Source organism: Paraburkholderia kururiensis, assembly GCF_034424375.1.
Taxonomy (GTDB): domain Bacteria; phylum Pseudomonadota; class Gammaproteobacteria; order Burkholderiales; family Burkholderiaceae; genus Paraburkholderia; species Paraburkholderia kururiensis_A.
This window is the reverse complement of record NZ_CP139965.1, coordinates 4,792,837-4,815,016: the sequence shown is the minus strand read 5'-3', so window position 1 is coordinate 4,815,016 and position 22,180 is coordinate 4,792,837. Positions and strand designations below refer to the sequence as shown.

At 63.4% G+C, this 22,180-nt stretch carries 19 protein-coding genes and 1 tRNA gene; 10 read left to right on the top strand and 10 right to left on the bottom strand.

Annotated elements, in window-relative coordinates; genetic code table 11:
- Window positions 1-131: 131 nt before the first annotated feature.
- On the top strand, window positions 132-608 hold the full coding sequence (moaC, locus tag U0042_RS21650) for a cyclic pyranopterin monophosphate synthase MoaC (RefSeq protein ID WP_114809202.1): 477 nt from the start codon (window positions 132-134) through the stop codon (window positions 606-608).
- Between the two features lie 79 nt (window positions 609-687).
- Here the strand turns inward: moaC and U0042_RS21645 are convergent, their stop codons facing one another.
- From U0042_RS21645 to recA, 8 genes are all read right to left on the bottom strand, one after another.
- Complete coding sequence (locus U0042_RS21645; protein WP_114809203.1) at window positions 688-2,472, bottom strand: PglL family O-oligosaccharyltransferase; 1,785 nt, start codon at window positions 2,470-2,472, stop codon at window positions 688-690.
- A 129-nt stretch (window positions 2,473-2,601) separates the two neighbouring features.
- A complete protein-coding gene (locus U0042_RS21640; RefSeq protein WP_198665227.1) occupies window positions 2,602-3,204 on the bottom strand; it encodes a pilin in 603 nt (200 codons plus the stop codon).
- A 197-nt stretch (window positions 3,205-3,401) separates the two neighbouring features.
- The gene (locus U0042_RS21635; protein ID WP_114809205.1) at window positions 3,402-4,124 is read right to left on the bottom strand and encodes a TerC family protein; all 723 of its coding nucleotides are present in this window, start codon (window positions 4,122-4,124) and stop codon (window positions 3,402-3,404) included.
- Between the two features lie 159 nt (window positions 4,125-4,283).
- The gene (gene sucD, locus U0042_RS21630) at window positions 4,284-5,165 is read right to left on the bottom strand and encodes a succinate--CoA ligase subunit alpha (protein ID WP_017772798.1); all 882 of its coding nucleotides are present in this window, start codon (window positions 5,163-5,165) and stop codon (window positions 4,284-4,286) included.
- Window positions 5,166-5,284: 119 nt separating this feature from the next.
- Entirely contained in the window at window positions 5,285-6,451 is a 1,167-nt protein-coding gene (gene sucC / locus U0042_RS21625) for an ADP-forming succinate--CoA ligase subunit beta (RefSeq protein ID WP_114809206.1), read from the bottom strand.
- Window positions 6,448-7,197 carry a DUF2889 domain-containing protein gene (locus tag U0042_RS21620; protein ID WP_114809207.1) on the bottom strand — a complete coding sequence of 250 codons (750 nt, stop codon included), beginning with the start codon at window positions 7,195-7,197 and terminating at the stop codon, window positions 6,448-6,450. The genes sucC and U0042_RS21620 overlap by 4 nt, the downstream gene beginning before the upstream one ends.
- Before the next feature lie 137 nt (window positions 7,198-7,334).
- On the bottom strand, window positions 7,335-7,961 hold the full coding sequence (gene recX, locus U0042_RS21615) for a recombination regulator RecX (protein ID WP_232833237.1): 627 nt from the start codon (window positions 7,959-7,961) through the stop codon (window positions 7,335-7,337).
- A 10-nt stretch (window positions 7,962-7,971) separates the two neighbouring features.
- Window positions 7,972-9,051, bottom strand: coding sequence for a recombinase RecA (recA, locus tag U0042_RS21610; protein ID WP_114809209.1), 1,080 nt, complete (start codon window positions 9,049-9,051; stop codon window positions 7,972-7,974).
- Window positions 9,052-9,313: 262 nt separating this feature from the next.
- Between recA and U0042_RS21605 the strand changes: the two genes are divergently transcribed.
- The 6 genes from U0042_RS21605 to U0042_RS21580 all read left to right on the top strand — a co-directional run bounded on the left by U0042_RS21605 (window position 9,314) and on the right by U0042_RS21580 (window position 16,496).
- Window positions 9,314-10,207: a response regulator transcription factor gene (locus U0042_RS21605; protein WP_114809210.1), complete on the top strand. Its 894-nt coding sequence runs from the start codon at window positions 9,314-9,316 to the stop codon at window positions 10,205-10,207.
- 6 nt (window positions 10,208-10,213) lie between these two features.
- Complete coding sequence (locus U0042_RS21600; protein WP_114809211.1) at window positions 10,214-11,797, top strand: sensor histidine kinase N-terminal domain-containing protein; 1,584 nt, start codon at window positions 10,214-10,216, stop codon at window positions 11,795-11,797.
- A gap of 285 nt (window positions 11,798-12,082) precedes the next feature.
- Complete coding sequence (locus U0042_RS21595) at window positions 12,083-13,741, top strand: MFS transporter (RefSeq protein WP_114809212.1); 1,659 nt, start codon at window positions 12,083-12,085, stop codon at window positions 13,739-13,741.
- A 217-nt stretch (window positions 13,742-13,958) separates the two neighbouring features.
- Window positions 13,959-14,035: transfer RNA gene (locus U0042_RS21590), tRNA-Met, on the top strand.
- A 92-nt stretch (window positions 14,036-14,127) separates the two neighbouring features.
- Window positions 14,128-15,636 carry a DUF6538 domain-containing protein gene (locus U0042_RS21585; RefSeq protein WP_114809213.1) on the top strand — a complete coding sequence of 503 codons (1,509 nt, stop codon included), beginning with the start codon at window positions 14,128-14,130 and terminating at the stop codon, window positions 15,634-15,636.
- A gap of 308 nt (window positions 15,637-15,944) precedes the next feature.
- Window positions 15,945-16,496 (top strand): type III toxin-antitoxin system ToxN/AbiQ family toxin, encoded by a 552-nt coding sequence (locus tag U0042_RS21580; RefSeq protein WP_114809214.1) that lies wholly within the window; start codon window positions 15,945-15,947, stop codon window positions 16,494-16,496.
- Between the two features lie 130 nt (window positions 16,497-16,626).
- Here U0042_RS21580 and U0042_RS21575 read toward each other — a convergent pair whose 3' ends face one another.
- Window positions 16,627-17,757: a helix-turn-helix domain-containing protein gene (locus U0042_RS21575; protein ID WP_114809215.1), complete on the bottom strand. Its 1,131-nt coding sequence runs from the start codon at window positions 17,755-17,757 to the stop codon at window positions 16,627-16,629.
- Window positions 17,754-18,350, bottom strand: a complete 597-nt coding sequence (locus tag U0042_RS21570) for a hypothetical protein (RefSeq protein ID WP_114809216.1) — start codon at window positions 18,348-18,350, stop codon at window positions 17,754-17,756. Before U0042_RS21570 ends, U0042_RS21575 begins: the two co-directional genes overlap by 4 nt.
- Window positions 18,351-19,582: 1,232 nt before the next feature.
- On the opposite strand from U0042_RS21570, the gene U0042_RS21565 reads away from it, so the two are divergent.
- From U0042_RS21565 to U0042_RS21555, 3 genes are read left to right on the top strand one after another with little or no spacing between them, the layout of a single operon-like run.
- Window positions 19,583-20,122, top strand: a complete 540-nt coding sequence (locus U0042_RS21565) for a PAAR domain-containing protein (protein ID WP_114809218.1) — start codon at window positions 19,583-19,585, stop codon at window positions 20,120-20,122.
- Window positions 20,119-20,853, top strand: coding sequence for a VRR-NUC domain-containing protein (locus tag U0042_RS21560; RefSeq protein ID WP_025369568.1), 735 nt, complete (start codon window positions 20,119-20,121; stop codon window positions 20,851-20,853). The genes U0042_RS21565 and U0042_RS21560 overlap by 4 nt, the downstream gene beginning before the upstream one ends.
- 27 nt (window positions 20,854-20,880) lie before the next feature.
- Entirely contained in the window at window positions 20,881-21,963 is a 1,083-nt protein-coding gene (locus U0042_RS21555; RefSeq protein ID WP_114809219.1) for a type VI immunity family protein, read from the top strand.
- Window positions 21,964-22,180: the final 217 nt, after the last annotated feature.

The following is a 22,180-nucleotide window of genomic DNA, read 5'->3' as shown; positions in this document are numbered from 1 at the left end:
GCAAGGCCGGCTTGAAGGTGTTCGGAAAGCACGGCTATTGTAGCCGCTGGGCCATGCCCCGATGGCGCCGCGGCGCACCGTCGGCAACGTCGGGCGCTGCTATGATAGGCGCCCTCTCAAGGAGCCAGACGATGTCAGAACTCACCCATTTCGACGACTCCGGCAAAGCGCATATGGTGGACGTCGGCGCGAAGGCGGAGACCAAACGCATCGCCGTTGCACGCGGTTCCATCCGCATGCTGCCGGAGACCTTCGCGCTGATCCGCGACGGCGGCGCGAAAAAGGGCGACGTCATCGGCGTGGCCCGAATCGCGGCAATCCAGGGCGCCAAACGCACAGCGGACCTGATTCCGCTATGCCATCCGCTCGCGCTCACGCGCGTCGCGGTGGACTTTGCACTCGACGAGACGCTGCCCGGCGTACATTGCACGGCGCAGGTCGAGACGTTCGGGCGCACTGGAGTGGAGATGGAAGCGCTCACAGCCGTGCAGGTGGGTCTGCTGACGGTCTACGACATGTGCAAGGCGGTGGACCGCGGCATGACCATCACCGACGTGAAGGTGATGGAAAAGCATGGCGGGAAGTCGGGCGACTGGGTGGCGGCTTAGACATAGACCGAAGCGCAGACCCAGCAAAAACTAGTGGCCGGCTGCGGCGGTCCCGAAGCCGCAGCCGTCAGGCGCCCTACTAATCGTCCCCTTCGTCGTCCTGCTGGTTTGCACCTGGGGGCGGCGTACCGTACTTCTTGACCAGTTCCGCCTTGAACCCCGCGAGCGCGGGCTGCTCGTCGCACAGGTCGTACAGGGACGCCAGTTGCGACGGCCAGTCGTGCAGTTCCTGCGCGAAAATCTTCAGGCGACCCACCGTATCGAAAGCCGCCGCCGTGTCGCCGTTCAGCGCCTGCAGCACCGCATAGCGGCGCAATACCGTCTCGCCAGGCAACAGCGCAATCGCCCGACGGTGCATGGCGAGCTTGTGCGGCAAGTCGTTGGCGTCGATGGGTAGAAGCGTCGCAAGACCGTATTCGCCCCATCCGCCGAACAGGAACGACGGATCCGCACGATACTGCTCCGCGGGGCGCGAGCCGTAGTACAGCACCTCGGCGCGCGCGTAGTCGCGATAAACCGGATAAAGCGCGGCCAGTCCGCCGAACACGATCACCGCATAGAGCCCAAACGACAGCCGTTCCGGAACGAACCGCAACGGTTTCGTTTCGAGCAGCCCGAAGACGAACATCGCGGGCAGCAGGAAAAACATGTACTGCTGCGGATACTCCACGAGCGCGTGCATGACGAGCACGCCGATCAGCGCAATGCCGAAGACGCGCCCCGCCGTATGCGGCGCACGCAGTACCCGCACGAGCCACGCGACAAGACCCACCACGGCCACCACGAAGCCGGCAAGGCCGGTCTTCGCGAGCAGGTCGATGAAGATGTCGTGCGAGTTGTTCGCGATCTCCACGCCGCCCAGCGTCTTCACCAGTTGGTACTGGTAACCCGGAAACTCGCCCCAGCCTACGCCGAAAAGCGGGTGCATTTTGAACATCGTCCAGCCGTATTTCCACAGCGCGAGGCGGGGGGCGATCTGCCCGGCGTCGCGGAAGCGGTCGGCCGCCGACTCTCCGAGTTCGAGGTGGTAATGCACGTTGGCCCAACGCACCGCGGCATTCACGACCACGAACAGCACGGCGAGCACGACCGGAATCAGCCACTGCCGGCTGCTGCGCCGGAACGCGAAGTTGCGCTTCGCCTCGGCAAACGCCATCCAGAACCCAGCCACCACGATCACGCCCATTTGCAGCCACGGGCCGCGAGACACCGTCAACGCCAGCCCCGTGGCATAGACCACCGAGAGCAGGCCCCAGAGCAGGACCGGCAGACGCCGCGTCTGCACGAGAAAGAGCGCGGCGGCCATCGCGAACGCAATGTAGGTGGCGAGGTGGTTGGCCTGCGCCATGTTGCCGAACGGACGACGGTCCACCGTGATGTTGTAGGCCACGACAAACGGCGTCACCTTCGCTTCCAGATGAAACAGCTGCACGACCTGGCAGAACACGGCAAAGAGCCCGCCCAGCAACAACGCATAGGCGCCCCAACGCAGCGCCGTGTCCGCCATGTTCGCGCGCGCAAAGCCGTAGCCGGTGTGCGCGGCCACGAACGCCGCAAGCAGAAAGCCTCCGCCCAGCCAGTTCATCGACGGTTGCTGCACTGGAAGCACGAACGCCTGCGCAACGAGCAACGTACCGAACAACAGCGGCACCAGCGCGACAGCGGGCGACGCAAACGCGATACGCGGTCGCGACGTGCCGACGAGCAGCACCATGGCGCCCGCAGTCAGCAGATAGAGCGTCAGTGCAGTGAATTCGGCATAGAAGGTTGGTATGGGATACGTATGGTTGACGACCGCATAGGGAAGAATCAACGCGGCGGCAAGCAAAACGAGAGAAAGAAAACGCGCAAAGGAAGAGGGCATGAGTAACCGGCGGCATCAGCAACCGGCGCACTATACAAAACTTTTCCCGGGCTGTGCGGTTGCCGTGGTGCGAATACGCCGGCCGTGGCAGCACCTTGCCCGCCCCTTCGCGCATTTGCCGTCCCCGCTTTATGCGCGGCACTCCGGTGGTGCAAGATTGCCTGCGAGGGTGGCGGCCTCGACCGGCATCGGCCCCGAACCCGGTGCCGGCAATGACGATGCCGCTTTGCCGCCCGCGAAACATTCCCACGTGATGGCGCCGGCCTGCGCAGTGCCTTGAACAAGTGCAACGCGCGCGGTGGGAGCGTCAGCGTTGTCGGGCACCGAGGGCACGAGCACCAATGTGTTGGCGCCCGCAGCCGCCACACGAGACGTGAAGGCGATCGCAATCTGCCCTGTGCTCTCGTCCACGCGAATCGATTCGACGTTGCGGGTGGCGGGCGGCGAAGCGAAGCCCGCGCCGAACGCATTGCCGCTTGCAGCGTTCTCCGCCACCGCGAGGCGCGCCGATGCTGCGAGTGACAAGCCCTCGCCTACCCGGCTGCGAGCGAGATAGTCCTGGTAGGCCGGAATGGCATACGCGGCGATCACACCGACGATGGCGAGCACGATCATCAGTTCGATCAGCGTGAAGCCTGAGTGAATGGCGGCGCGTGCGTGACGAGCGGCTCGCGTAGGCCACCCGGAAGCAAGACGGCACCGGCCGCCTGCGCGCGAATGTGGGACATACATGGAAGCGTGCGCGAACGGCGGCACGCAGAGGTAAGCGGGAACGGTCATGAGGCGAGCTCCTGGAACGAAAAACGCCTGCCTCCGTATGGAGACAGGCGTTGATCGTATCCAGCCGTTTCACGGCGCGGCAGTCGGCCGGATGGCCATGCTGCGAGGTCGGTCCCGTCCGGAGAGCGAGTCCCCCAAAGGCCGAACGCTCAATGCGTGCCCGAGGACCCTGCGGCCGCACGCCGCTCGTTGCGGCGCTTCAACGCGTATCCGAGGGCCACGACAAACACCGCGCAGGCAATGGAAGCGCCGTACTCAGCGACAGGCGTGTCCAGGATTGGCCAGCGGTCGCCGGCTGGGTCGTTGATGATCAGTCCGCCCGCGATCCAACCCAGAAGCGCGGCGCCTAACGTCACCACGATCGGGAAGCGGTCCAGCAGCTTCAGCACGAGCTGGCTGCCCCACACGATGAGCGGAATGCTCACGATCAACCCGAAGATCACGAGCGCGAGGCGGTGCTGCGGGTCGGCCTGTTCGGCCGCGCCGGCAATGGCGATCACGTTGTCGAGGCTCATCACCGCGTCGGCAACGATGATGGTCTTGATGGCCGAGATCAGCTTGTCCGCCGGCTTGATGTTCGAATGCGCCTCTTGCGAAGGCGCCACGAGCCGCACGCCGATCCACAGCAGCAGCAGGCCGCCCGCGAACTTGAGCAGCGGCACGTCCAGCAGCACGACCGCGAATGCGATCAGCGCCACGCGCAGCACGATGGCGCCCGCCGTACCCCAGATGACGCCGCGCATGCGCTGACTGGCCGGCAGGTCGCGGCACGCGAGCGCGATGACAACCGCGTTGTCGCCGCCGAGCAGGATGTCGATGACGACGATCTGAAAGACAGCGGGCCAATGGAGTGTCGTGAAGAACTCGAGCATGGACAGGCAATGAGAATGGAAAAAGCGAATGCGGGGCCAATAAAAAAGCGAGGAAGCAATCTTCGCTCCCTCGCTCTGTCTTGTTACGCCACGAAAGGGTTCCGTAAGCGTATCAGAAAAACGCGCGGCCGCGCTGCACAGCGGGCGGCGCGTTTCTGGTTACAGCACCGACTTCAGCAGGCGGCCCATTTCCGACGGGTTTTTCGTGACCTTGATGCCGCAGGCTTCCATGATCTCGAGCTTCGCTTCAGCCGTGTCCGCACCGCCGGAGATCAGCGCGCCGGCGTGGCCCATGCGCTTGCCCGGAGGCGCCGTTACGCCCGCGATGAAGCCCACCACCGGCTTCTTCATGTTGTCCTTGATCCAGTAAGCGGCGTTCGCTTCGTCCGGACCGCCGATCTCACCGATCATGATGACGGCGTCCGTGTCCGGATCGTCGTTGAACATCTTCATGACGTCGATGTGCTTGAGACCGTTGATCGGGTCGCCGCCGATACCGACTGCCGACGACTGGCCGAGGCCGAGCGCCGTCAATTGACCGACGGCTTCGTACGTCAGCGTGCCCGAGCGCGACACCACGCCGATGCGGCCCTTGCGGTGGATGTGACCCGGCATGATGCCGATCTTCAGTTCGTCCGGCGTGATGGTGCCCGGGCAGTTCGGTCCGAGCAGCAGCGTCTTGCGGTTCTCGCGACGCATGCGGTCCTTCACTTCGATCATGTCGCGCACGGGAATGCCTTCCGTGATGCAGATCGCGAGATCGAGGTCGGCCTCGACGGCTTCCCAGATCGCAGCGGCAGCGCCTGCGGGCGGCACGTAGATGACCGAGACGGTCGCGCCCGTTTCGGCCTTCGCTTCCTTCACGCTCGCGTAGATGGGAATGCCTTCGAAGTCTTCGCCAGCCTTCTTCGGGTTCACGCCAGCAACAAACGCCTCGCGGCCGTTTGCGTATTCACGGCACGCACGGGTGTGGAACTGACCGGTTTTGCCGGTAATGCCCTGCGTGATGACCTTGGTGTCCTTGTTGATCAGAATCGACATGTATTGACCTCTGTTCGTTTGGCGTCGCGCCATGCGCCCAGTCCGGCTTGCCTGCGCCTTGCGGCGGGCGGGCCGGCTGGCGCGCGTCGCGCCGCCATGCGTGTTCGGTGAAGCGCCCTTTACTTGCCCTCGGCCGCCGCGACGACCTTCTGCGCAGCCTCTTCCATGCTGTCCGCCGAGATGATCGGCAGGCCGGAATCGGCCAGCATCTTCTTGCCGAGGTCCTCGTTGGTGCCCTTCATGCGCACGACGAGCGGCACTTGCAGGTGAACAGCCTTGGACGCAGCGATCACGCCTTCGGCGATCACGTCGCAACGCATGATGCCGCCGAAGATGTTGACGAGGATGGCCTTCAGGCCCGGGTTCTTCAGCATCAGCTTGAAGGCTTCCGTGACCTTCTCGGTCGTGGCGCCGCCGCCGACGTCGAGGAAGTTGGCGGGCTCGCCGCCGAACAGCTTGATGGTGTCCATCGTGGCCATCGCAAGGCCTGCGCCGTTCACGAGACAGCCGATGTTGCCGTCGAGCGAAATGTAGGCGAGGTCGAACTTCGACGCTTCCACTTCAGCCGGGTCTTCCTCGTCCAGATCGCGATACGCCACGATCTCCGGATGACGGAAGAGCGCGTTCGAGTCGAAGTTGAACTTCGCGTCGAGCGCGATGACCTTGCCGTCGCCGGTGAGGATCAGGGGGTTGATTTCGGCGAGCGATGCGTCCGTTTCCCAGAAGCCCTTGTAGAGGCCCTGAAGGATGGCGCGTGCCTGGGGAACGGAAGCGTCGGGGATGCCGATCTGCTTCGCGAGGCCGTCGGCTTCGGCATCGGTCAGGCCCGTGGAGGGTTCCACTGCAACCTTGTGGATGGCTTCCGGCGTCTTGGCGGCCACTTCTTCGATATCCATGCCGCCTTCGCTCGAGGCCATCACGACGACCTTCTGCGACACGCGGTCGATCACGATACCGACGTACAGTTCCTTCTTGATGTCCGCGCCTTCTTCGATCAGCAGGCGGTTCACCTTCTGGCCTTCCGGACCGGTCTGGTGCGTCACGAGCTGCATGCCGAGAATCTGGTTCGCGTACTCGCGCACCTGATCCAGCGACTTCGCGACCTTCACGCCACCGCCCTTGCCGCGACCGCCCGCGTGGATCTGCGCCTTGACGACCCAGACCGGGCCGCCCAGCTCTTCAGCGGCCTTGACCGCGTCGTCCACCGAGAAGACCGGCTTGCCGCGCGGTACCGCGACTCCGAATTTCCGCAGGATTTCCTTACCCTGGTACTCGTGAATCTTCATGCGTGATTCCCTTCAGTCTGAGAGTTGGATTGAACTTCGTTTCCGCTTTTCTTGTTCAGGCACGACGCGCCGCCGGCGCTGCCGCCACGGTCCGTCTGCCCGCCGGTTTCAATGGAGTCCGCCGCACGGACGGTGTCGCGCGGCGCATGCCCATACCAGCGCGGATAGAACTGTCGAACCGCCTCGCCGTCGAACCGTAGCGCGTGACAACGTCCGAGCTGAAAAGGCGGGTTGTTTTCGGTGCGCCCGCCATTGCCTGCGTTGCGAGCGGACTCGCGACTGCTGCTTCCCTGCTCCGGTGCGCTGTCACCGGTATGCCAGACGTCGCCGGCGAACGCCTGAATGGCGGCGGTGGGCAGCACGGCGCATAGCTCGGTGAGGTGCGTGCAGCCAGCCGTGCCGGCCAACAACTGGGCGGCATCGCGACGAAAGTTACGGAGGAGATTGAGCCCGATGAGGGCGCGGTAGGCGGGATTGGCGGCCTCGCATTGACCGGGATAGGGCACCCAGTCGGACGACGCGATGGCGTCGACGACATTGAGCTCCCGATCGATCGTGATGCGAAGCCAGAGTTCATGAATTGGCAGACCGTTGCGACGGACACCCGACGCAAGGGCCACATCGCGCGGCTTCTGGTCGGTCAGGCATGCCTCGATATCCCATAAACCGTCTTCGCGCTCGTAGGCTTCTGCCCGAATCGTGCGCGTATGGCGCAAATTGCGGGCGGCAGGCGGGGGAAGCGGCATGCGGAAAGGCGAGGCTGTGTTGGGAAACCCCACGATTTTAGCATAGCGGGTATTTCCCACTTGGGGAAACCCCGTGGAGGTATCGCACCGCATTTGGGACGCCGGCCTATGCGCGATCGGGAATTCGAGCGGCCGGTTCAAGCCTCGGGCCAGTCGTCTTCGATACCCTTCAGGATTTTCGCGATGGTGGCGTGAGAGAAGCCGCGTGCTACCAGAAAGCGCGCCTGACGTGCGCGCTCGGCGGGTGTTTCGGGAAGCTGGCCGTACTTTCTGCGCCATACGGACTGCGCGCGCGCCAGTTCGGTTTCGCGAAGTTGGGCGCTCACCTGTTCGATAAGCGTGTCGCCCACCGCGTGCCGTTTCAGTTCGCCGACAATGCGGCCTGCGCCAAGCCGCGATGCCCGCCGATGAACGAGACTCTCGGCGAAGCGTGAATCCGAAAGCCAGCCTTCCCGCTCGAGCGATGCCAGCAGGGCGTCCAGTTCGCCGACATCGTCGACGAACGGCATCAGCTTGCGGGAAAGCTCTGAACGGCTGTACTCGCGGCGAGAAAGGTAGGCCAGCGCGCGGGCCTTCGGCGAACGGCCGGGACGTTGCTGGTCGCCAGCGGATGGGTTTGAACCCGTGGATGCACGTCGCGCGCGTTCCGAGGAACGACTGAACGTCGGCGCTTCGGCAGCGTCGTCGTCACCTGGATGCGCAGGGTCCGGGTCCTGCGGATCAAGCCGCGCAGGCGGCACTGGCGCGGACGGACCCTTGCGCATCACGTGATGATCACTCCTCTTCGCCTGCGACTTCGACGTCGTCCGACTGGACCGCATCAGCCGGCATCGCAGTCACGCCGAGGGATTCGCGAATACGGTTTTCGATCTCCCGGGCGATGTCCGGATTCTCGCGCAAGAATTCACGCGCGTTGTCCTTGCCCTGGCCAATGCGTTCGCCGTTATAGCTGTACCACGCACCCGCCTTGTCGACGATCTTGGCCTGCACGCCGAGATCAATGATCTCGCCCTGGCGCGAAATGCCTTCGCCGTACAGGATGTCGAACACCGCTTCGCGGAACGGCGGCGACACCTTGTTCTTGACGACCTTCACGCGCGTTTCGTTGCCGATCACCTCGTCGTTCTTCTTGATCGAACCGATACGGCGAATGTCCAGACGCACCGACGAATAGAACTTCAGTGCATTGCCGCCCGTGGTGGTTTCCGGGTTGCCGAACATCACGCCGATCTTCATGCGAATCTGGTTAATGAAGATCACGAGGCAGTTCGTCCGCTTGATCGTGCCGGTGAGCTTGCGCAGGGCCTGTGACATCAGACGCGCCTGCAGACCAGGCAGCGAGTCGCCCATTTCGCCTTCGATTTCGGCCTTCGGCACGAGCGCCGCGACCGAGTCGATCACGATCATGTCGATCGAGCCCGAGCGCACCAGCGCGTCCGCAATTTCCAGTGCCTGTTCGCCGGTATCGGGCTGCGAGATCAGCAGTTCCGGCACGTTGACGCCCAGCTTGCTTGCGTACTGAACGTCGAGCGCGTGTTCTGCGTCGATGAACGCCGCCGTGCCGCCCAGCTTCTGCATTTCGGCGATCACCTGGAGCGTGAGCGTGGTTTTACCCGACGACTCAGGACCGTAGATTTCGACCACGCGACCGCGCGGCAGGCCGCCAACGCCGAGAGCGATGTCGAGGCCCAGCGAGCCGGTAGACACCACCTGGATATTTTCCACTACCTCGCCGTCGCCGAGCCGCATGATCGACCCTTTGCCGAACTGCTTTTCGATCTGCGCGAGCGCAGCAGCGAGCGCCTTGCTCTTTTCAGCAGTCAGTCCAGCCGAGCCTTTCTTGCTTTCTTCCATGAATCGTCCTTTGCTATGATGAACGGCGTCTGAGGCAGATGTGCAAGTCGCTGCACGACACGTTGGTACGCGCAGCCGCGATTGCACATGAATCGCAGACACTGTATAAAAAAACAGTGGTTTTAGCAAGCCCCGGCAAACCGGATTCCCGAGTTCGAGCTTCGTACCGGAGCCGATACTTGCCGCCGCCACAACACTTTTGGAGACCGCGCTGAGCGCCGCGCGACAACACGGCGCCGGCCCATGCAACGCTGGGCGCATCATGCGAATTCTCATTGCCGAAGACGACAGCATACTCGCGGACGGTCTGGTCCGATCACTCCGCCAATCGGGCTATGCCGTCGACCACGTCAAGAACGGCGTGGAAGCGGATACTGCCCTGTCGATGCAGACTTTCGACCTCCTGATACTCGATCTCGGCCTGCCGCGCATGCCCGGGCTCGAGGTGCTGCGCCGCCTGCGCGCGCGCAATTCGAACCTGCCGGTGCTGATCCTCACGGCTGCGGACAGCGTAGATGAACGCGTCAAGGGGCTCGACCTCGGCGCCGACGACTACATGGCCAAGCCCTTCGCGCTCAACGAACTCGAAGCCCGCGTGCGCGCGCTCACGCGCCGCGGCGCCGGCGGCGGCCCTACGGTGGTGCGGCACGGCGCGCTATCGTTCGACCAGGTCGGGCGTATCGCGTGTATCAACGACCAGGTGCTCGACTTGTCCGCGCGCGAGCTCGGCGTACTCGAAGTGCTGCTGCAGCGGATTGGCCGGCTGGTGTCGAAGGAACAGCTCGTCGATCATCTGTGCGAGTGGGGCGAGGAAGTCAGCAACAACGCAATCGAGGTGTACGTGCACCGACTGCGCAAGAAGCTGGAACCGGGCGGCGTGCGCATCGCCACGGTGCGCGGACTCGGCTACTGCCTGGAAAAAGCGGCGCAGGCGCCTGTGCCGGCATCGGCCGCGACGTCGGGCGCAGCTTCGCCCGCGTCGCTCGGCGCGCCGGCCGCCAACGATCCATCGGCATCGTCGAAGTCGGTAAAAGGGCCGGCCGTGAGCGTCGAGGCGGCCGCGGAGGCATCGGGGACAAACGGGCTCGGCGCGTCCGCTACCTCGCCCTCCGCTGCCGTCGCGCCGGCAATGCCGGCCACCCATCCGTACAAGTAAGACAGCATGACCGCGCCTCTCGATGTCCGGCGCGCCACCGGTTCGCCCCCGCCATCGCCGCCCGCCGCTCCCGTACCACTAGACGACGAAACCCGCGACGCGCGCTACGAGAACCCCTTCGCGCCGCCCGACGAAACCGAGAGCGCCGCCCAGGCGCGCCCACGTTCGCTGTTCGGCGAGATTCTCGACTGGATGCTGGCGCCGCTCCTTCTTCTGTGGCCCATGAGCATTGCGGTCACCTACCTCGTGGCGAAATCGATCGCCAACGGGCCGTTCGACCGCGCGCTCGAAACCGATGCCTACGTGCTCGCGCGGCAGATCCATCCCGTGAACGGCGTGGCCGAACTGACGCTGCCCGAGTCCACGCGGGACTTCCTGCGCGCAGACAACATCGACAGCGTGTTCTTCCAGGTGCTCGGCACGCGCGGCGAGCTGGTGGCGGGCGACCGCGACATGCCCCTGCCGCACGAGGACGACCGCCCGCAACCCGGCATCGTCGAGTTTCGCGACGACATGCTGCGCGGCAACGATATCCGCGTGGCCTACACGACCGTCGAGTTTCCTCAGACGCCCGGCGCGCAGCCGGTACTCCTGCAGGTTGCCGAAACGCTGGACAAGCGCCGTCAACTGGCCAACGACATCATCAAGGGCGTGATCCTGCCGCAGTTCGTGATCCTGCCGCTCGCCATCGTGCTCGTCTGGTTCGGCCTCTCGCGCGGCCTCGCGCCGCTGCATGCGCTGCAGACGAATATCCGCGCGCGTCGTCCGGACGACCTCTCGCCGCTCGAAGCGCGTCGCGCGCCGCCGGAAATCGAGCCGCTCGTCACGTCGTTCAACGACCTGCTCACGCGGCTCGAGCAAAACATGGAGTTGCAAAAGCGCTTCATCGCCGACGCCGCGCATCAGATGAAGACGCCGCTTGCCGGCCTGCGCACCCAGGCCGAACTCGCGTTGCGTCAGGAAGCGCCCGCCGAAGTTCATCGTTCGCTCCAGCAGATCGCGACGAGTTCCGAGCACGCGGCACGGCTCGTCACCCAGCTGCTGGCGCTCGCCCGCGCCGAGAACCGCCTGTCCGGGCAAATTTTCAGCGCGGTGGACGTGGGCGAAGTGGCGCGCCACGCCGTGCGCGACTGGGTGCAGGCGGCTCTCGTGAAACAGATGGACCTCGGCTACGAAGGGCCGGACAGCGCCGACCCGAAGATCGAGGTGGAAGGCCATCCCGTGATGCTGCGCGAAATGCTGTCGAACCTCATCGACAACGCAATGCGCTATACGCCCCCCGGCGGCCGCATCACCGTGCGGGTGCGCCCGGATGCGGCGGCGGGCGTCGTGCATCTGGAAGTCGAGGACACGGGGCTCGGCATTCCGCCCGCCGAACGCGAACGCGTAACGGAGCGCTTTTACCGGATTCTCGGCCGCGAGGGCGACGGCAGCGGGCTTGGCCTCGCCATCGTCAAGGAAATCGCCACGATGCACGGCGGCACGCTGGCAATGGAAGATAACGTCTACCAGGAAACGCCCCGCATGGCGGGCACGCTCGTGCGCGTTACGCTGCGTATGCGGGGAGCGGCACAGACGAACGGCCTCTAAGGGTCGGACAAGGGACCGTAAGGAGCGTTTTTCAGGTACGAGGACTTTCCCTTACGAGCGGTTTTCGTACGCAGAAACAGCGCCACGAAATCGATGATGTACGGGACATTTGGCCGCGCATTTCCGCAATTCAGCGAATAAAGACGCGACTTCACTCCACACAAACCCGCTTCGAAAGACCCCGTTACGCGTCAGTAGCCAGTAAGTTTCCGTTCCAATAATCAAACGCAGGTGCGCCTGTCCGGGCGCGCCTCACGAATATCAATATCAGAACGGAGACGACTTATGGCAACCATAGGCGGGCAGCTATCGCACGCACCCATGACAGGCGCCGAAAAGCGGGTGATTTTCGCCTCGTCGCTGGGCACGGTTTTCGAGTGGTACGACTTTTACCTCGCCGGATCGCTGGCGGCTTTCATCAGCAAGAGCTTCTTTTCCGGCGTCAATCCCACCGCCGGCTTCATCTTCACCCTGCTGGGCTTTGCCGCGGGCTTCGCCGTTCGACCGTTCGGCGCCATCGTCTTCGGACGCCTGGGTGACCTGGTCGGCCGCAAATATACGTTCCTCGTCACCATCGTGATCATGGGTCTGTCGACGTTCGTGGTCGGCTTCCTGCCCGGTTACGCGTCCATAGGCATTGCGTCGCCCGTTATTTTCATCGCGATGCGGCTTGCGCAGGGGCTCGCACTCGGCGGTGAGTATGGCGGTGCGGCGACGTACGTGGCCGAACATGCGCCGGCCGGCCGACGCGGCTTCTACACCGCGTGGATCCAGACCACCGCGACGCTGGGCCTCTTCCTGTCGCTGCTCGTGATTCTCGGCGTGCGCACGTTCGTGGGCGAAGAGCAGTTCGGTGCGTGGGCCTGGCGCATTCCGTTCATTGCGTCAATCGTCCTGCTGGCCATTTCCGTTTGGATCCGGCTGCAACTCAACGAATCGCCCGTGTTCGCGCGCATCAAGGCAGAGGGCAAGACGTCGAAGGCTCCGCTGACCGAGGCGTTCGGCCAGTGGAAGAACCTCAAGATCGTGATCCTCGCGCTGATCGGCCTGACCGCCGGCCAGGCCGTGGTGTGGTACACCGGCCAGTTCTACGCACTCTTCTTCCTCACGCAGACGCTGAAGGTGGATGGCGCGAGCGCCAACATCCTGATCGCGATCGCGCTCCTGATCGGCACGCCATTCTTCCTGTTCTTCGGCTCGCTCTCGGACCGCATCGGCCGCAAGCCGATCATCATGGCCGGTTGCCTGATTGCGGCACTTACGTATTTCCCGCTCTTCAAGGCGCTCACGCACTACGCCAACCCGGCGCTCGACGCCGCCACGCAGAAGTCGCCGATCGTCGTGGTCGCGAACCCGGACGAATGCTCGTTCCAGTTCAACCCGGTGGGAACGGCGAAGTTCACCTCATCATGCGATATCGCGAAGGGTGCGCTGTCGAAGGCCGGTCTGAACTACACCAACGTGGCTGCGCCGGCGGGAACGGTAGCGCAAATCAAGGTGGGCGATACGGTGGTCGAGGCGTATGACGGCAAGGCAACCGACGCGAAGGCGAAGGGCGCTGCGTTCGACAAATCGCTCGGCTCGACGCTGAAAGCCGCCGGCTATCCGCCGAAGGCCGACCCGTCGCAGATCAACTGGCCCATGTCGGTCGTGATCCTGACGATTCTCGTCATCTACGTGACGATGGTGTACGGCCCGATCGCCGCGATGCTGGTAGAGATGTTCCCGACGCGGATCCGCTATACGTCCATGTCGCTGCCGTATCACATCGGCAACGGCTGGTTCGGCGGCTTCCTGCCCGCCACAGCCTTCGCGATCGTGGCGGCCAAGGGCGATATCTATTCGGGGCTGTGGTATCCGGTCGTGATCGCGCTCGCGACGTTCGTGATCGGCATACTGTTCGTGAAGGAGACCAAAGACTCGGACATCTACGCCCAGGATTGAGGGCGCAGCGAACGGGGGTTCGACTGTGAAGCGCCCATACGGACGAAGATGAGGATAGGGTTCCCGAAGCCTCGTCCTCTTCGGAGGGCTCTTAGTTCGGAGGCCCTCGCGTTCTGCCGCTGGCGCAGATGTTCGGCGTCAAAACACTGAAAGGCGAAGGAGATGCCGGCAGGGGGTTGACAGCCACAGCCGGCATCTTCATAATTCGCCTTCTTTCGGCGAATTAGCTCAGTCGGTTAGAGCGACGGAATCATAATCCGCAGGTCCGGGGTTCGAGTCCCTGATTCGCCACCAAATGCAAAAAAGCCCTGATTTTTCAGGGCTTTTTTCTTTTCAGCGATGCGCTGGGGGTCCAAAGCGGTGGTCCACTCTTATTGAGTGAGCCCATGCGTTTAGCGTCCCACCTGCGCCTGTCCCGGCACGGCGTTTATTCGTTTCGCCTCGTCCTCCCTGCTTCGCTTCGAGCCGCCCTCGGTCAAACCGAAATCAAGCGGTCGCTCGGCACGAAGAACCCCGCCTCGGCGCGGCTCCTGGCCTACGCGCTGTCCGCTAAACTGCTGCCAATCATCGACCAAGCGAGGCGGCTGGTGGCATTCGATCCCGACAACATCGACGCGCAAGCGATTCGCCGCCTCATCGTCGAAGGCCTGCGCGTCGAGCCAAATGGCGCGGTTTTCGTCGACCGGCTCGAAACCACGCCAGGCCGCGAGGCCGAAGAGCTGCGCGAGTTCGCCGCCATGGTCGAGCGAACGAGGTCGCGGACGCAGCAACGCATGGCCGGCGAGCCGAGCGCGGCCCAGCTCGCGGAGCGCGACGAGTTGGCGGCGGCGATCGGGCTCGCGCCGCGCGCACCGGTCGACGTGCCGCAAAAGCTAGACGAGGCGATTGCCGCCTGGCTTTCCCACCTTGGGGCGCTGGCGGGCTCCACGCGAAAAGCCTACGCGACCGCCCTCGCGGGACTCGCCCGCGCGGTCGGCGGACCGGACGCCATGGTCCACGCGATCACGCGCGGCCAGTGCATCCGCTACGCCGAAGGTCTGCTCGCGCCAGGGGCGGAAGGCAAGCCGCTCCACCCGAAGACCGTCCGCTCGCAGATCAACGCCTCGGAGCTGTTTCTGAAATGGGCAGTCGGCAACGGCCGGCACCTTGGACCCAACCCGCTTGAAGGGGTTGCCCGGCCATCGCCAACGCGCAGCGACGAGGGCGGTGCGGAAGCGTTCACGCTCGACGAGCTGCGCTTGATCTTCGAGCCGGAGAGATACAACAAAGCCAAGAGGCCGCATCAATTTTGGGCTCCGCTGATCGCCCTCTTCACCGGGGCGCGGGCCAACGAGATCGCGCAGCTTCGGTTGTCGGACCTTGAAGAGGTAGACGGCTTGCCGTGTATTCGCATCGACCACGACCCTCGCGGCGACAACCCCACGCGCACCAAGAACGCGGATTCGGTGCGGACGATCCCGATGCACCCAGAACTGATCCGCTTGGGGCTGCTCATCTACACCGAGGATGTTCGGAGCGCGGGCGGAACGAGGCTCTTTCCGCATTTGCCGATGGACTCTATGGGGAAGCGGGAGAAATACATCAGCCGCGACTTCAACGAAAAACACCTTCCGGATGTCGGCGTCCACCAGCCGCGCCGCAAGGTGTTCCACAGCTTTCGAGACACTGCCGAGACCGCGTTCCACGCCAACGGCGCGAACCCGGTGCAAATTGACGAATGGATCGGCCACAAGGCGGAGGGGATGGGCGCCTCGCGCTACAAGGCGAAGTTCACGCCCGCGCAGCTCGCGGAGCTGGTCTTGCCGAAGCTCCAATATCCGGGGCTCGACCTGAGCAGTCTGCGCTACTGGCCGGCACGATGGAATGACTGGCTGGCGAAGAATCTGCGACCGTAAGCGAACGAAGCCATGCTTAGGATCGCCTGGCGGCTGAGCGATTGCGCAGGTTGACATAGCCCCCGGGGGGGCTTACTATTACCAGCAAAGGTGTTCCGCCGCCTCAAGTGCGGGAGTGAAAAAAGGGTGTTTCGCTGCCGTAAAATGCGAACGTGAAAAAAGGGTGTTTCGCTGCCGTAAAATGCGAACGTGAAAAAAGGGCGTTTCGCCGCCGAAAGTGCGAACGTGAAAAAAAGGTTCTCGTTGCCTTCTCAGCGAGAGGAAAGTGGCCCAATGGGCCACTTTTTTTTGTTTGTTCCGGGGACAAAATGGAATTTTACACGGTCAGCGACGCATATATCGCCTACTTGAAGGCCATCGACAATAAAGTTCCAGACAATTACTCGGAGAAAAGACCATATATTGGGGTCATATTGGAGGTGGAAGGGCACAAATATTTGGCACCGCTCACCTCCTACAAAATGAAACAAGATCGAATTAACCCGTCGACCCCGACCATATTCAAATTGCATGAAAAAGGGGACCCAAACAATAAGTTGGGCATGGTCGCGATCAACAACATGTTCCCGATTTTGGATTCTGAGATCACGAAGGTTGATTTCACCGCGCAGGAGGCGCGTTACAGGCGCATGCTAAACCTTCAACTAGCCTTCATCAAATCCAATCAAGATCAGATAAGGGCTCGCGCGCGAGCCCTGCACAAACTGATCACAGAAAAGTCGCATAAGTTCTTCGCCTCTATCAGCTGCGATTTCGCCGCCCTTGAGGCGGGATACGGCGGATACGCGCAGCAACAGTCCTCTGGCACAGCCCAAGCAGCCGCAGCCCAAGCAATGCCAGCAGGCGACCAAGCCAAATAAGGCGCGATAGTCGTTCTTCTATTCGTCTGATTAATATGTCCGACGTCGACAAGCGAGCCAGGCAGACAGGGGCGACCGATCGCCAAACGCGAAATCGCGAGCGCCGCCCCCGTTCTCAGGTGGCCGACTCTCAACGATCCACTGTCCGCAATGGGCGCTGGGCTCTGCTTATCGGAAACCGCACAACGTTCGTGGCTGGCGTCTCAATCGCTCCCGCCTGGTTCGAAAGAAGCTCGCGAAGAAGCACAGGGTCGACGCGCATCTGACGCGCGATGTCTTCCTGTGAAATGCCAAAGGAGTCGCGCAACACCTCAACGCTGTCGACCACCAACTCCGGTTGCTCTGGCTGCATCTTCGCGTCCTCCACCTCGACTCTCGCTTCGCCGTGCCGGGTCAACCCGATGACGCCGCTCCTGTATTGCTCATCGGAAAAGACACCCAGTTGCCTTCCCCGGTAGAGCGCGGCCGCCTTCGAAACGCCCCATCTCATCTTGATCTCGGACAACGCCGCCCAATTCAATCGGCTCCCTCGCAACGCAGCGCGGCACTCCGGGGCGAAATACCGCCCGGGCATGAGAAACGAACTGGCAAACCGATTTGCCTGGGACTCCGTCAGTTTGTCGCCCGTCTGCACTCCAACGTGCAAAAAGAAGTGCCCAACTTCGTGCGCGATGCCGAAGCGCGTTCTGCAAGCCGAACGGCCCTCCGGATTCACCCCGATAACCGGCCTGCGGGTGGCGAACGAAATCGCGTCGATCTCCGAGGCCAACCCGTTCAGCGGAACCACGACCGCTCCCGCGTTCTCCGCAACGCGGGTCATGTTCTGAATTGGGCCAAGCCCGAGGTCCCAATGAGCGCGAGCCCGCTCAGCGGCGCGCTCAATCGAATCCGCCGACGAGCCATCGCCCTCGTCGAAGTTGTATTTCGGCAAATCAAGATGTTCTTCAAGCGCGTTGACCATCCGCTTCAACATCTCGCCCTTCGCTCGCGCCACTTGCCGCAGCGCCACCTTTGTCGTGAGCTGCTTGCGGAAATGACACTGCTCGTCCGCGATCGGCATGGGGTCCGGCTCCGTGAAAAACTCGGGCAGGACTTTCAGCTCGGAGCAGAAAGCGTCGACGAGCGCGGGCGTCGGCGCGTCGACGCCCGCCTCGATGCGGCTAAGAAACTGTTTTGAGCGGTCAATCCGCTCTCCCAGCTCTTGCAGGGACAACCCGTGGAATAGACGCGCCGTGCGCAGGTTGGACCCGATGAACATCATGGCGTGACAGTGGCGTCTTCGTCGCCCGCGTCGGGACGCTTGGGCGTGACGCGCGGCTTGCCCATGTCTTTCGGCGGCGGTGTGTTGGCGACAACTGGATGCAGCGCGCGCGCAGTGTCCGACACCCACTTGCACTTCACGACGCCCGCAGAGTCTTCCCCCAGGAAGACGACGCGCGGGTCGTCCGCCTCGGCGTAGCCGCCGTCAAGCACAAAGCAGAACTTGCAGGGCACGCCGCTTTCAACCTCCCCAAAGAAACCCTGCTGAATCGGCGTGGCGTCAAGAACGGCGGGCTTGGTGGGATTGGCCGGATCGTCTGCGGCGAAGCGGCAAGGAATGCCGCCGATTGTGAAGACCAGGTCGTTGCCGCCATGGCGCAGATCCAACCAGTCGTATTCGCCTGACAGCGCCGTCGATTTGAGTCGGTTCCGTTGGCGGCCAAAACGAGTGCAGCCCCGCGTGTAGCCGTCGTCGTAGTCGCTTTGCAGCGCCGTGGCCGTCGAGAAGTGCTCAGCGATGAGAATGGACGCAATGACAGACAAGCGATCGGCGCTCAGCGCCGGGTGAAACGCTTCGGGAAGAGGAAGGGACATTTGAACGCCGTTTCTTGAATGTGCATATCGGGAAGAACGTCAACCGGATTTTTGTGCAAATTCTAGAAAACGTCAACGAAATTTTAGAAGGGAGTCATTCGACAACGTGGCCGGATCGCACCGCGATGCAAAACGCTCCCTCCGTAACGAGTTGCGGCTCGCTGCTGGCCCCGCCGGTTCACTCCCGCTCCCTCGCCGACAAATCCTAGACGGCGAGCGCGCCTTCGTCATGCGCCTTCCAGTCGGCCGCCTCGATGACGAGCCCATCCGCGCTTCGCAGAGTTGGCAGTCATGCTCGTTGACCAACGCCGCAAAGCGGCCCACAAGATCCGTGGGAAAGGTCCAGTCGCCCTGCTCGTGCCCCGGTCGATAAACCCAAAAGACGGCGCCCGCGCCAGCTCGATCTTCCGAGACTAGCCGTCTGAAACAAGCCGGTCAGCAGCGCGGCCTGCAACAGGCATTGAGCCGTCGCCGATTCCGCCCGGCCGTTTCGGGTCATCCCCAACGCCGTGCGAAACCGCAGCGAAATCAGGCTGGCGCTTGCCGTGTCCAACGACAGATGCGACAAGCCGTTTTAGCGACCGTGCGTGGTCAAGCTGCGCGATGCCGTGGCCTTTTAAAAATGGTTCTTCGAGGTTGTCATGTTTTGCTGCGCGGTCACTGCCCGGGGCTTTATTCTCCGAATACGACAAAATGACCGACTCCGCGTGGGTGCGGTTGCGTTTTTTCCGATTCGGGATAAATATGCCATTCGAAGGGTTTCACCCTTCGACCATAAATCAATCCACCGAGGGAAATTATGCCAAACGTATATGTCGAGCCGCAGCCCAAAGGCCATCACGGGCACATCAGCGGTTATAAACTGGAATACGAGAACGACCGACCTGTGACCGACACGATCTACCCAACGCAAGAGGAAGCCATAGCCGCCGCCAAGAGGCTTGGACACAGACCGCTTGTCTCCCGGGTTCGTGAAACCAACAAAGGGAAACCTGACCAGTGGCGTGCGGCTTGACGCCATCACGACCGACGCGACATAAAGCGCGTCAACGTTTTCCGTCCGCCATTTTAAGGGGGAGCCTGAATCGGGCTCTCCCTTTTGTTTGATTCAACGCTTTCACCCGATTTCCAAATCAACGCATTTGCGCAGATGCCGCGTTTTGCCCAATGCTTTCGTTTCATCAGATGATTTGGCAAAATAGGCGGCGTTTTTTTAATCTCCGTGAAAACCAATGAGCGCTTTTATTCGCAAAGGCGACACGACGGACCACGGCGGCCGAGTGCTCGCCTGCTCTCCTCTCAGCAAAGTCGACGGCAAACCCGTCGCCCGCTTGGGAGACATGGTCTCGTGCCCGAAATGCGGCGGCGTCTATCCGATCGTCCAAATCTTGCCGCGCGGGATGACCATGGACGGCAAGCCGCCAGCCTTTGAGGGCGACAAGACGGCTTGCGGCGCCACATTGATCGCGTCGCAATCCAGCGCCACGGCGCAGCCCACCAGCGGGCCGGGCGGGCACGCTGGCCCGATCGCCAACCATCAGACGGCAGGCGACACCTCTGGCCCTTACCGCGGCCGGTTCCAGGTCCTAGACGAAACGACCGGCAAGCCAATCGCGAACCATCCATACACGCTGCACACGGCCGACGGGCAAAAGCTCTCCGGCCAGACCGACGCGAGCGGCTACACGCAGTGGCACGAAGCCGACTCGCCCGCGTCGCTGCGGTTCTCGTCGGAGTCGACGCAGTCGACGGGCTTTGAGGACGACGCGTGAGCGGCCCCGGCTACGGGACGGGCTCGGGGTCTGGCGGCTTGACCGGCGGCGGCCAAACGACGCCGGTCCAACTGCGGCCGGCGTTCCCCGACCCGGCCGACAAGAAGGTCATCTGCAAAGCCATCTGCGTCTGCAACCGCGAGCCCGACACCGGGGCCGCCGGGCAAAGCCTCAGGCAGCAATGCGTGTCGAGGAACCTGCGCGACGTCGACCGTTCGATGGGCTGGCAGAGCCCCTACAAATCGGAAGTGAACTACGACATGTCGCGATGGCCGCCCGCGCCGATCATGCGCTCCGCGTCGCCGACCGAGGCGCACCCTTACTTGCCAGGCTGGATCGCCAAATATTGGCCGGGCGGCCAGGACGCCTACCCCTCCGGCAGCAACGCCGTGCGGCGCCCGGACGTCGTCATCGTCAAGGACGGCTCGCTCCCGCCGACCCAGGACAACATCAAGGGCGTGGTCGAGATCAAGTTCCCGCCGCAAACCAAAGACCCTGAGCAGGAGGACGACTACGCGCGGATCGCCGGCTCCCCCAACAAAGTCGCGACCATGGGGCCGGGCGACTGCGACTGCTCGGACGACGACGGAGGCGAGAGTCCCGTCCGCGCCCTCTCCGAGGCGCTGTCGGGACTGGGGCGCTCGCTGCGCCAGATGATGGGCCAAGGCCCCGCGTCGCCGCCGGGCTTCGGCGGATTGCCGATGCCTCCCGCGCCCATTCCCGTTCCATAATTCAGGTTCGCCGGCATCGACACGACAATGGACAAGAATTTTCTCGACTGGGCCAAGGCCAACCAAGGAAAGGCCTTGGTGCAAAACGCGCTGTTGGAGCCGCGCTACGCGCACGACGGCATTGGCGCGGCGGTTGTCGTCCGCGCCTCGCTCTATTTCGAGCGCGCGTTCGACGCCGCCGTTCGGGAGGCGATCGTCGATTGCTTCGAAGACTACTGCGCGTCGCCAGGCTGCAAGCTGACGTTTTTGTGGAACAACGGGAAGGCCGCGCAAGCGTTCGACAAGGCCAAGCCCATGCGAGCGATCGCCGCGAGCCTCGGTCCGGAGGATCGCTTCGACTTCTGCTACGTCGGCGGAGGGCGAGCGTCGGACGCGAGCCTGTTCAAGTTCGAGGTCACGGGCCTGCGCCAATGGCAGGAGAAGATGGGCACGCGGGGGCTCAACTCGATGGCGTTCTCGTGGCCTGTCGTCGCCGTCCAGGAGAACCCGGACGCCTTCGCGAAGCTGTTCTTCGACGCGGCGCGTCGATTGAGCGCCGTTCACGGCCAAGCCGGATGCGCGGTCAACCTCTCTCCAACTGAGGCCGAGCCGAACGAGCCGACGGAATACTGGATTTCTCAAATCATGCCGGGCATGGATGTCGGCCGGCCCGAGTTCAATTCCGTTCGAGACCTGAAAGGAAAGATCAAGACCGTCAACTGGCTCACCGCGCTTGGCAAGCCGATGCTCGCCGAGGTCGGCGGCGTCGCGGCGCTGCGCGCGGAGCTCCCGCCGAGCTGGTATTCGATCGGCGATTATGGCGCGGGAATCGTCATTCGCGCGGGCGTCCTGCCCGAGTCGGGCATCTCCGACAGCGAGGACAAGCCCCCGGTCCCGCCGCCCGCCTACGTCGTCCTCGACCACGCCCTTCGCGCGGTTCGCGCGGAGGACATGGACATCCTCCAACGCGGCACCGTCAACGCGGGCGCTCCCGTCTACAACACCCGCCAGTCGACGGCCGCCTGGTTGCGACGCTTCGAAACCGATGAAAACGGGCTCCTGGCCGCGAAAGCCGCCCTGCTCGACACGCCTCCCCTCTTGCCGGCCAACGCGCTGCCGAACCCGCTCTGACACGGACGCCGCGCCGCGTCGCTTGCCGGGTCAAGAGCGAGCGCCTGCGCTCGACGAAGCGCACTCTCTTGACGCGCCACCACAGCCAACAATGGCAGAAGGGTTGCTGGCGACGTTTCTTCGCCCGAAACCCTTGAGCCAGTTTTAACGCCGGAAGCCCTGCCCCCAGGATCAAACCTTCGGGCGCCGCCGCGTCTTGGCCGGCGCTTGCGGCAAT

Excerpts from the sequence above, each read along its gene's own strand:
- moaC (WP_114809202.1), top strand. The coding sequence starts at position 132 with ATGTCAGAACTCACCCATTTCGACGACTCCGGCAAAGCGCATATGGTG.
- U0042_RS21570 (WP_114809216.1), bottom strand. The coding sequence starts at position 18,350 with ATGTCCCTTCCTCTTCCCGAAGCGTTTCACCCGGCGCTGAGCGCCGAT.
- U0042_RS21580 (WP_114809214.1), top strand. The coding sequence starts at position 15,945 with ATGGAATTTTACACGGTCAGCGACGCATATATCGCCTACTTGAAGGCC.
- U0042_RS21635 (WP_114809205.1), bottom strand. The coding sequence starts at position 4,124 with ATGCTCGAGTTCTTCACGACACTCCATTGGCCCGCTGTCTTTCAGATC.
- U0042_RS21605 (WP_114809210.1), top strand. The coding sequence starts at position 9,314 with ATGCGAATTCTCATTGCCGAAGACGACAGCATACTCGCGGACGGTCTG.
- sucC (WP_114809206.1), bottom strand. The coding sequence starts at position 6,451 with ATGAAGATTCACGAGTACCAGGGTAAGGAAATCCTGCGGAAATTCGGA.
- recA (WP_114809209.1), bottom strand. The coding sequence starts at position 9,051 with ATGGAAGAAAGCAAGAAAGGCTCGGCTGGACTGACTGCTGAAAAGAGC.
- U0042_RS21555 (WP_114809219.1), top strand. The coding sequence starts at position 20,881 with ATGGACAAGAATTTTCTCGACTGGGCCAAGGCCAACCAAGGAAAGGCC.
- U0042_RS21565 (WP_114809218.1), top strand. The coding sequence starts at position 19,583 with ATGAGCGCTTTTATTCGCAAAGGCGACACGACGGACCACGGCGGCCGA.
- recX (WP_232833237.1), bottom strand. The coding sequence starts at position 7,961 with ATGCGCAAGGGTCCGTCCGCGCCAGTGCCGCCTGCGCGGCTTGATCCG.
- U0042_RS21640 (WP_198665227.1), bottom strand. The coding sequence starts at position 3,204 with ATGTATGTCCCACATTCGCGCGCAGGCGGCCGGTGCCGTCTTGCTTCC.
- U0042_RS21645 (WP_114809203.1), bottom strand. The coding sequence starts at position 2,472 with ATGCCCTCTTCCTTTGCGCGTTTTCTTTCTCTCGTTTTGCTTGCCGCC.
- sucD (WP_017772798.1), bottom strand. The coding sequence starts at position 5,165 with ATGTCGATTCTGATCAACAAGGACACCAAGGTCATCACGCAGGGCATT.
- U0042_RS21585 (WP_114809213.1), top strand. The coding sequence starts at position 14,128 with ATGCGTTTAGCGTCCCACCTGCGCCTGTCCCGGCACGGCGTTTATTCG.
- U0042_RS21620 (WP_114809207.1), bottom strand. The coding sequence starts at position 7,197 with ATGCCGCTTCCCCCGCCTGCCGCCCGCAATTTGCGCCATACGCGCACG.
- U0042_RS21600 (WP_114809211.1), top strand. The coding sequence starts at position 10,214 with ATGACCGCGCCTCTCGATGTCCGGCGCGCCACCGGTTCGCCCCCGCCA.
- U0042_RS21575 (WP_114809215.1), bottom strand. The coding sequence starts at position 17,757 with ATGATGTTCATCGGGTCCAACCTGCGCACGGCGCGTCTATTCCACGGG.
- U0042_RS21595 (WP_114809212.1), top strand. The coding sequence starts at position 12,083 with ATGGCAACCATAGGCGGGCAGCTATCGCACGCACCCATGACAGGCGCC.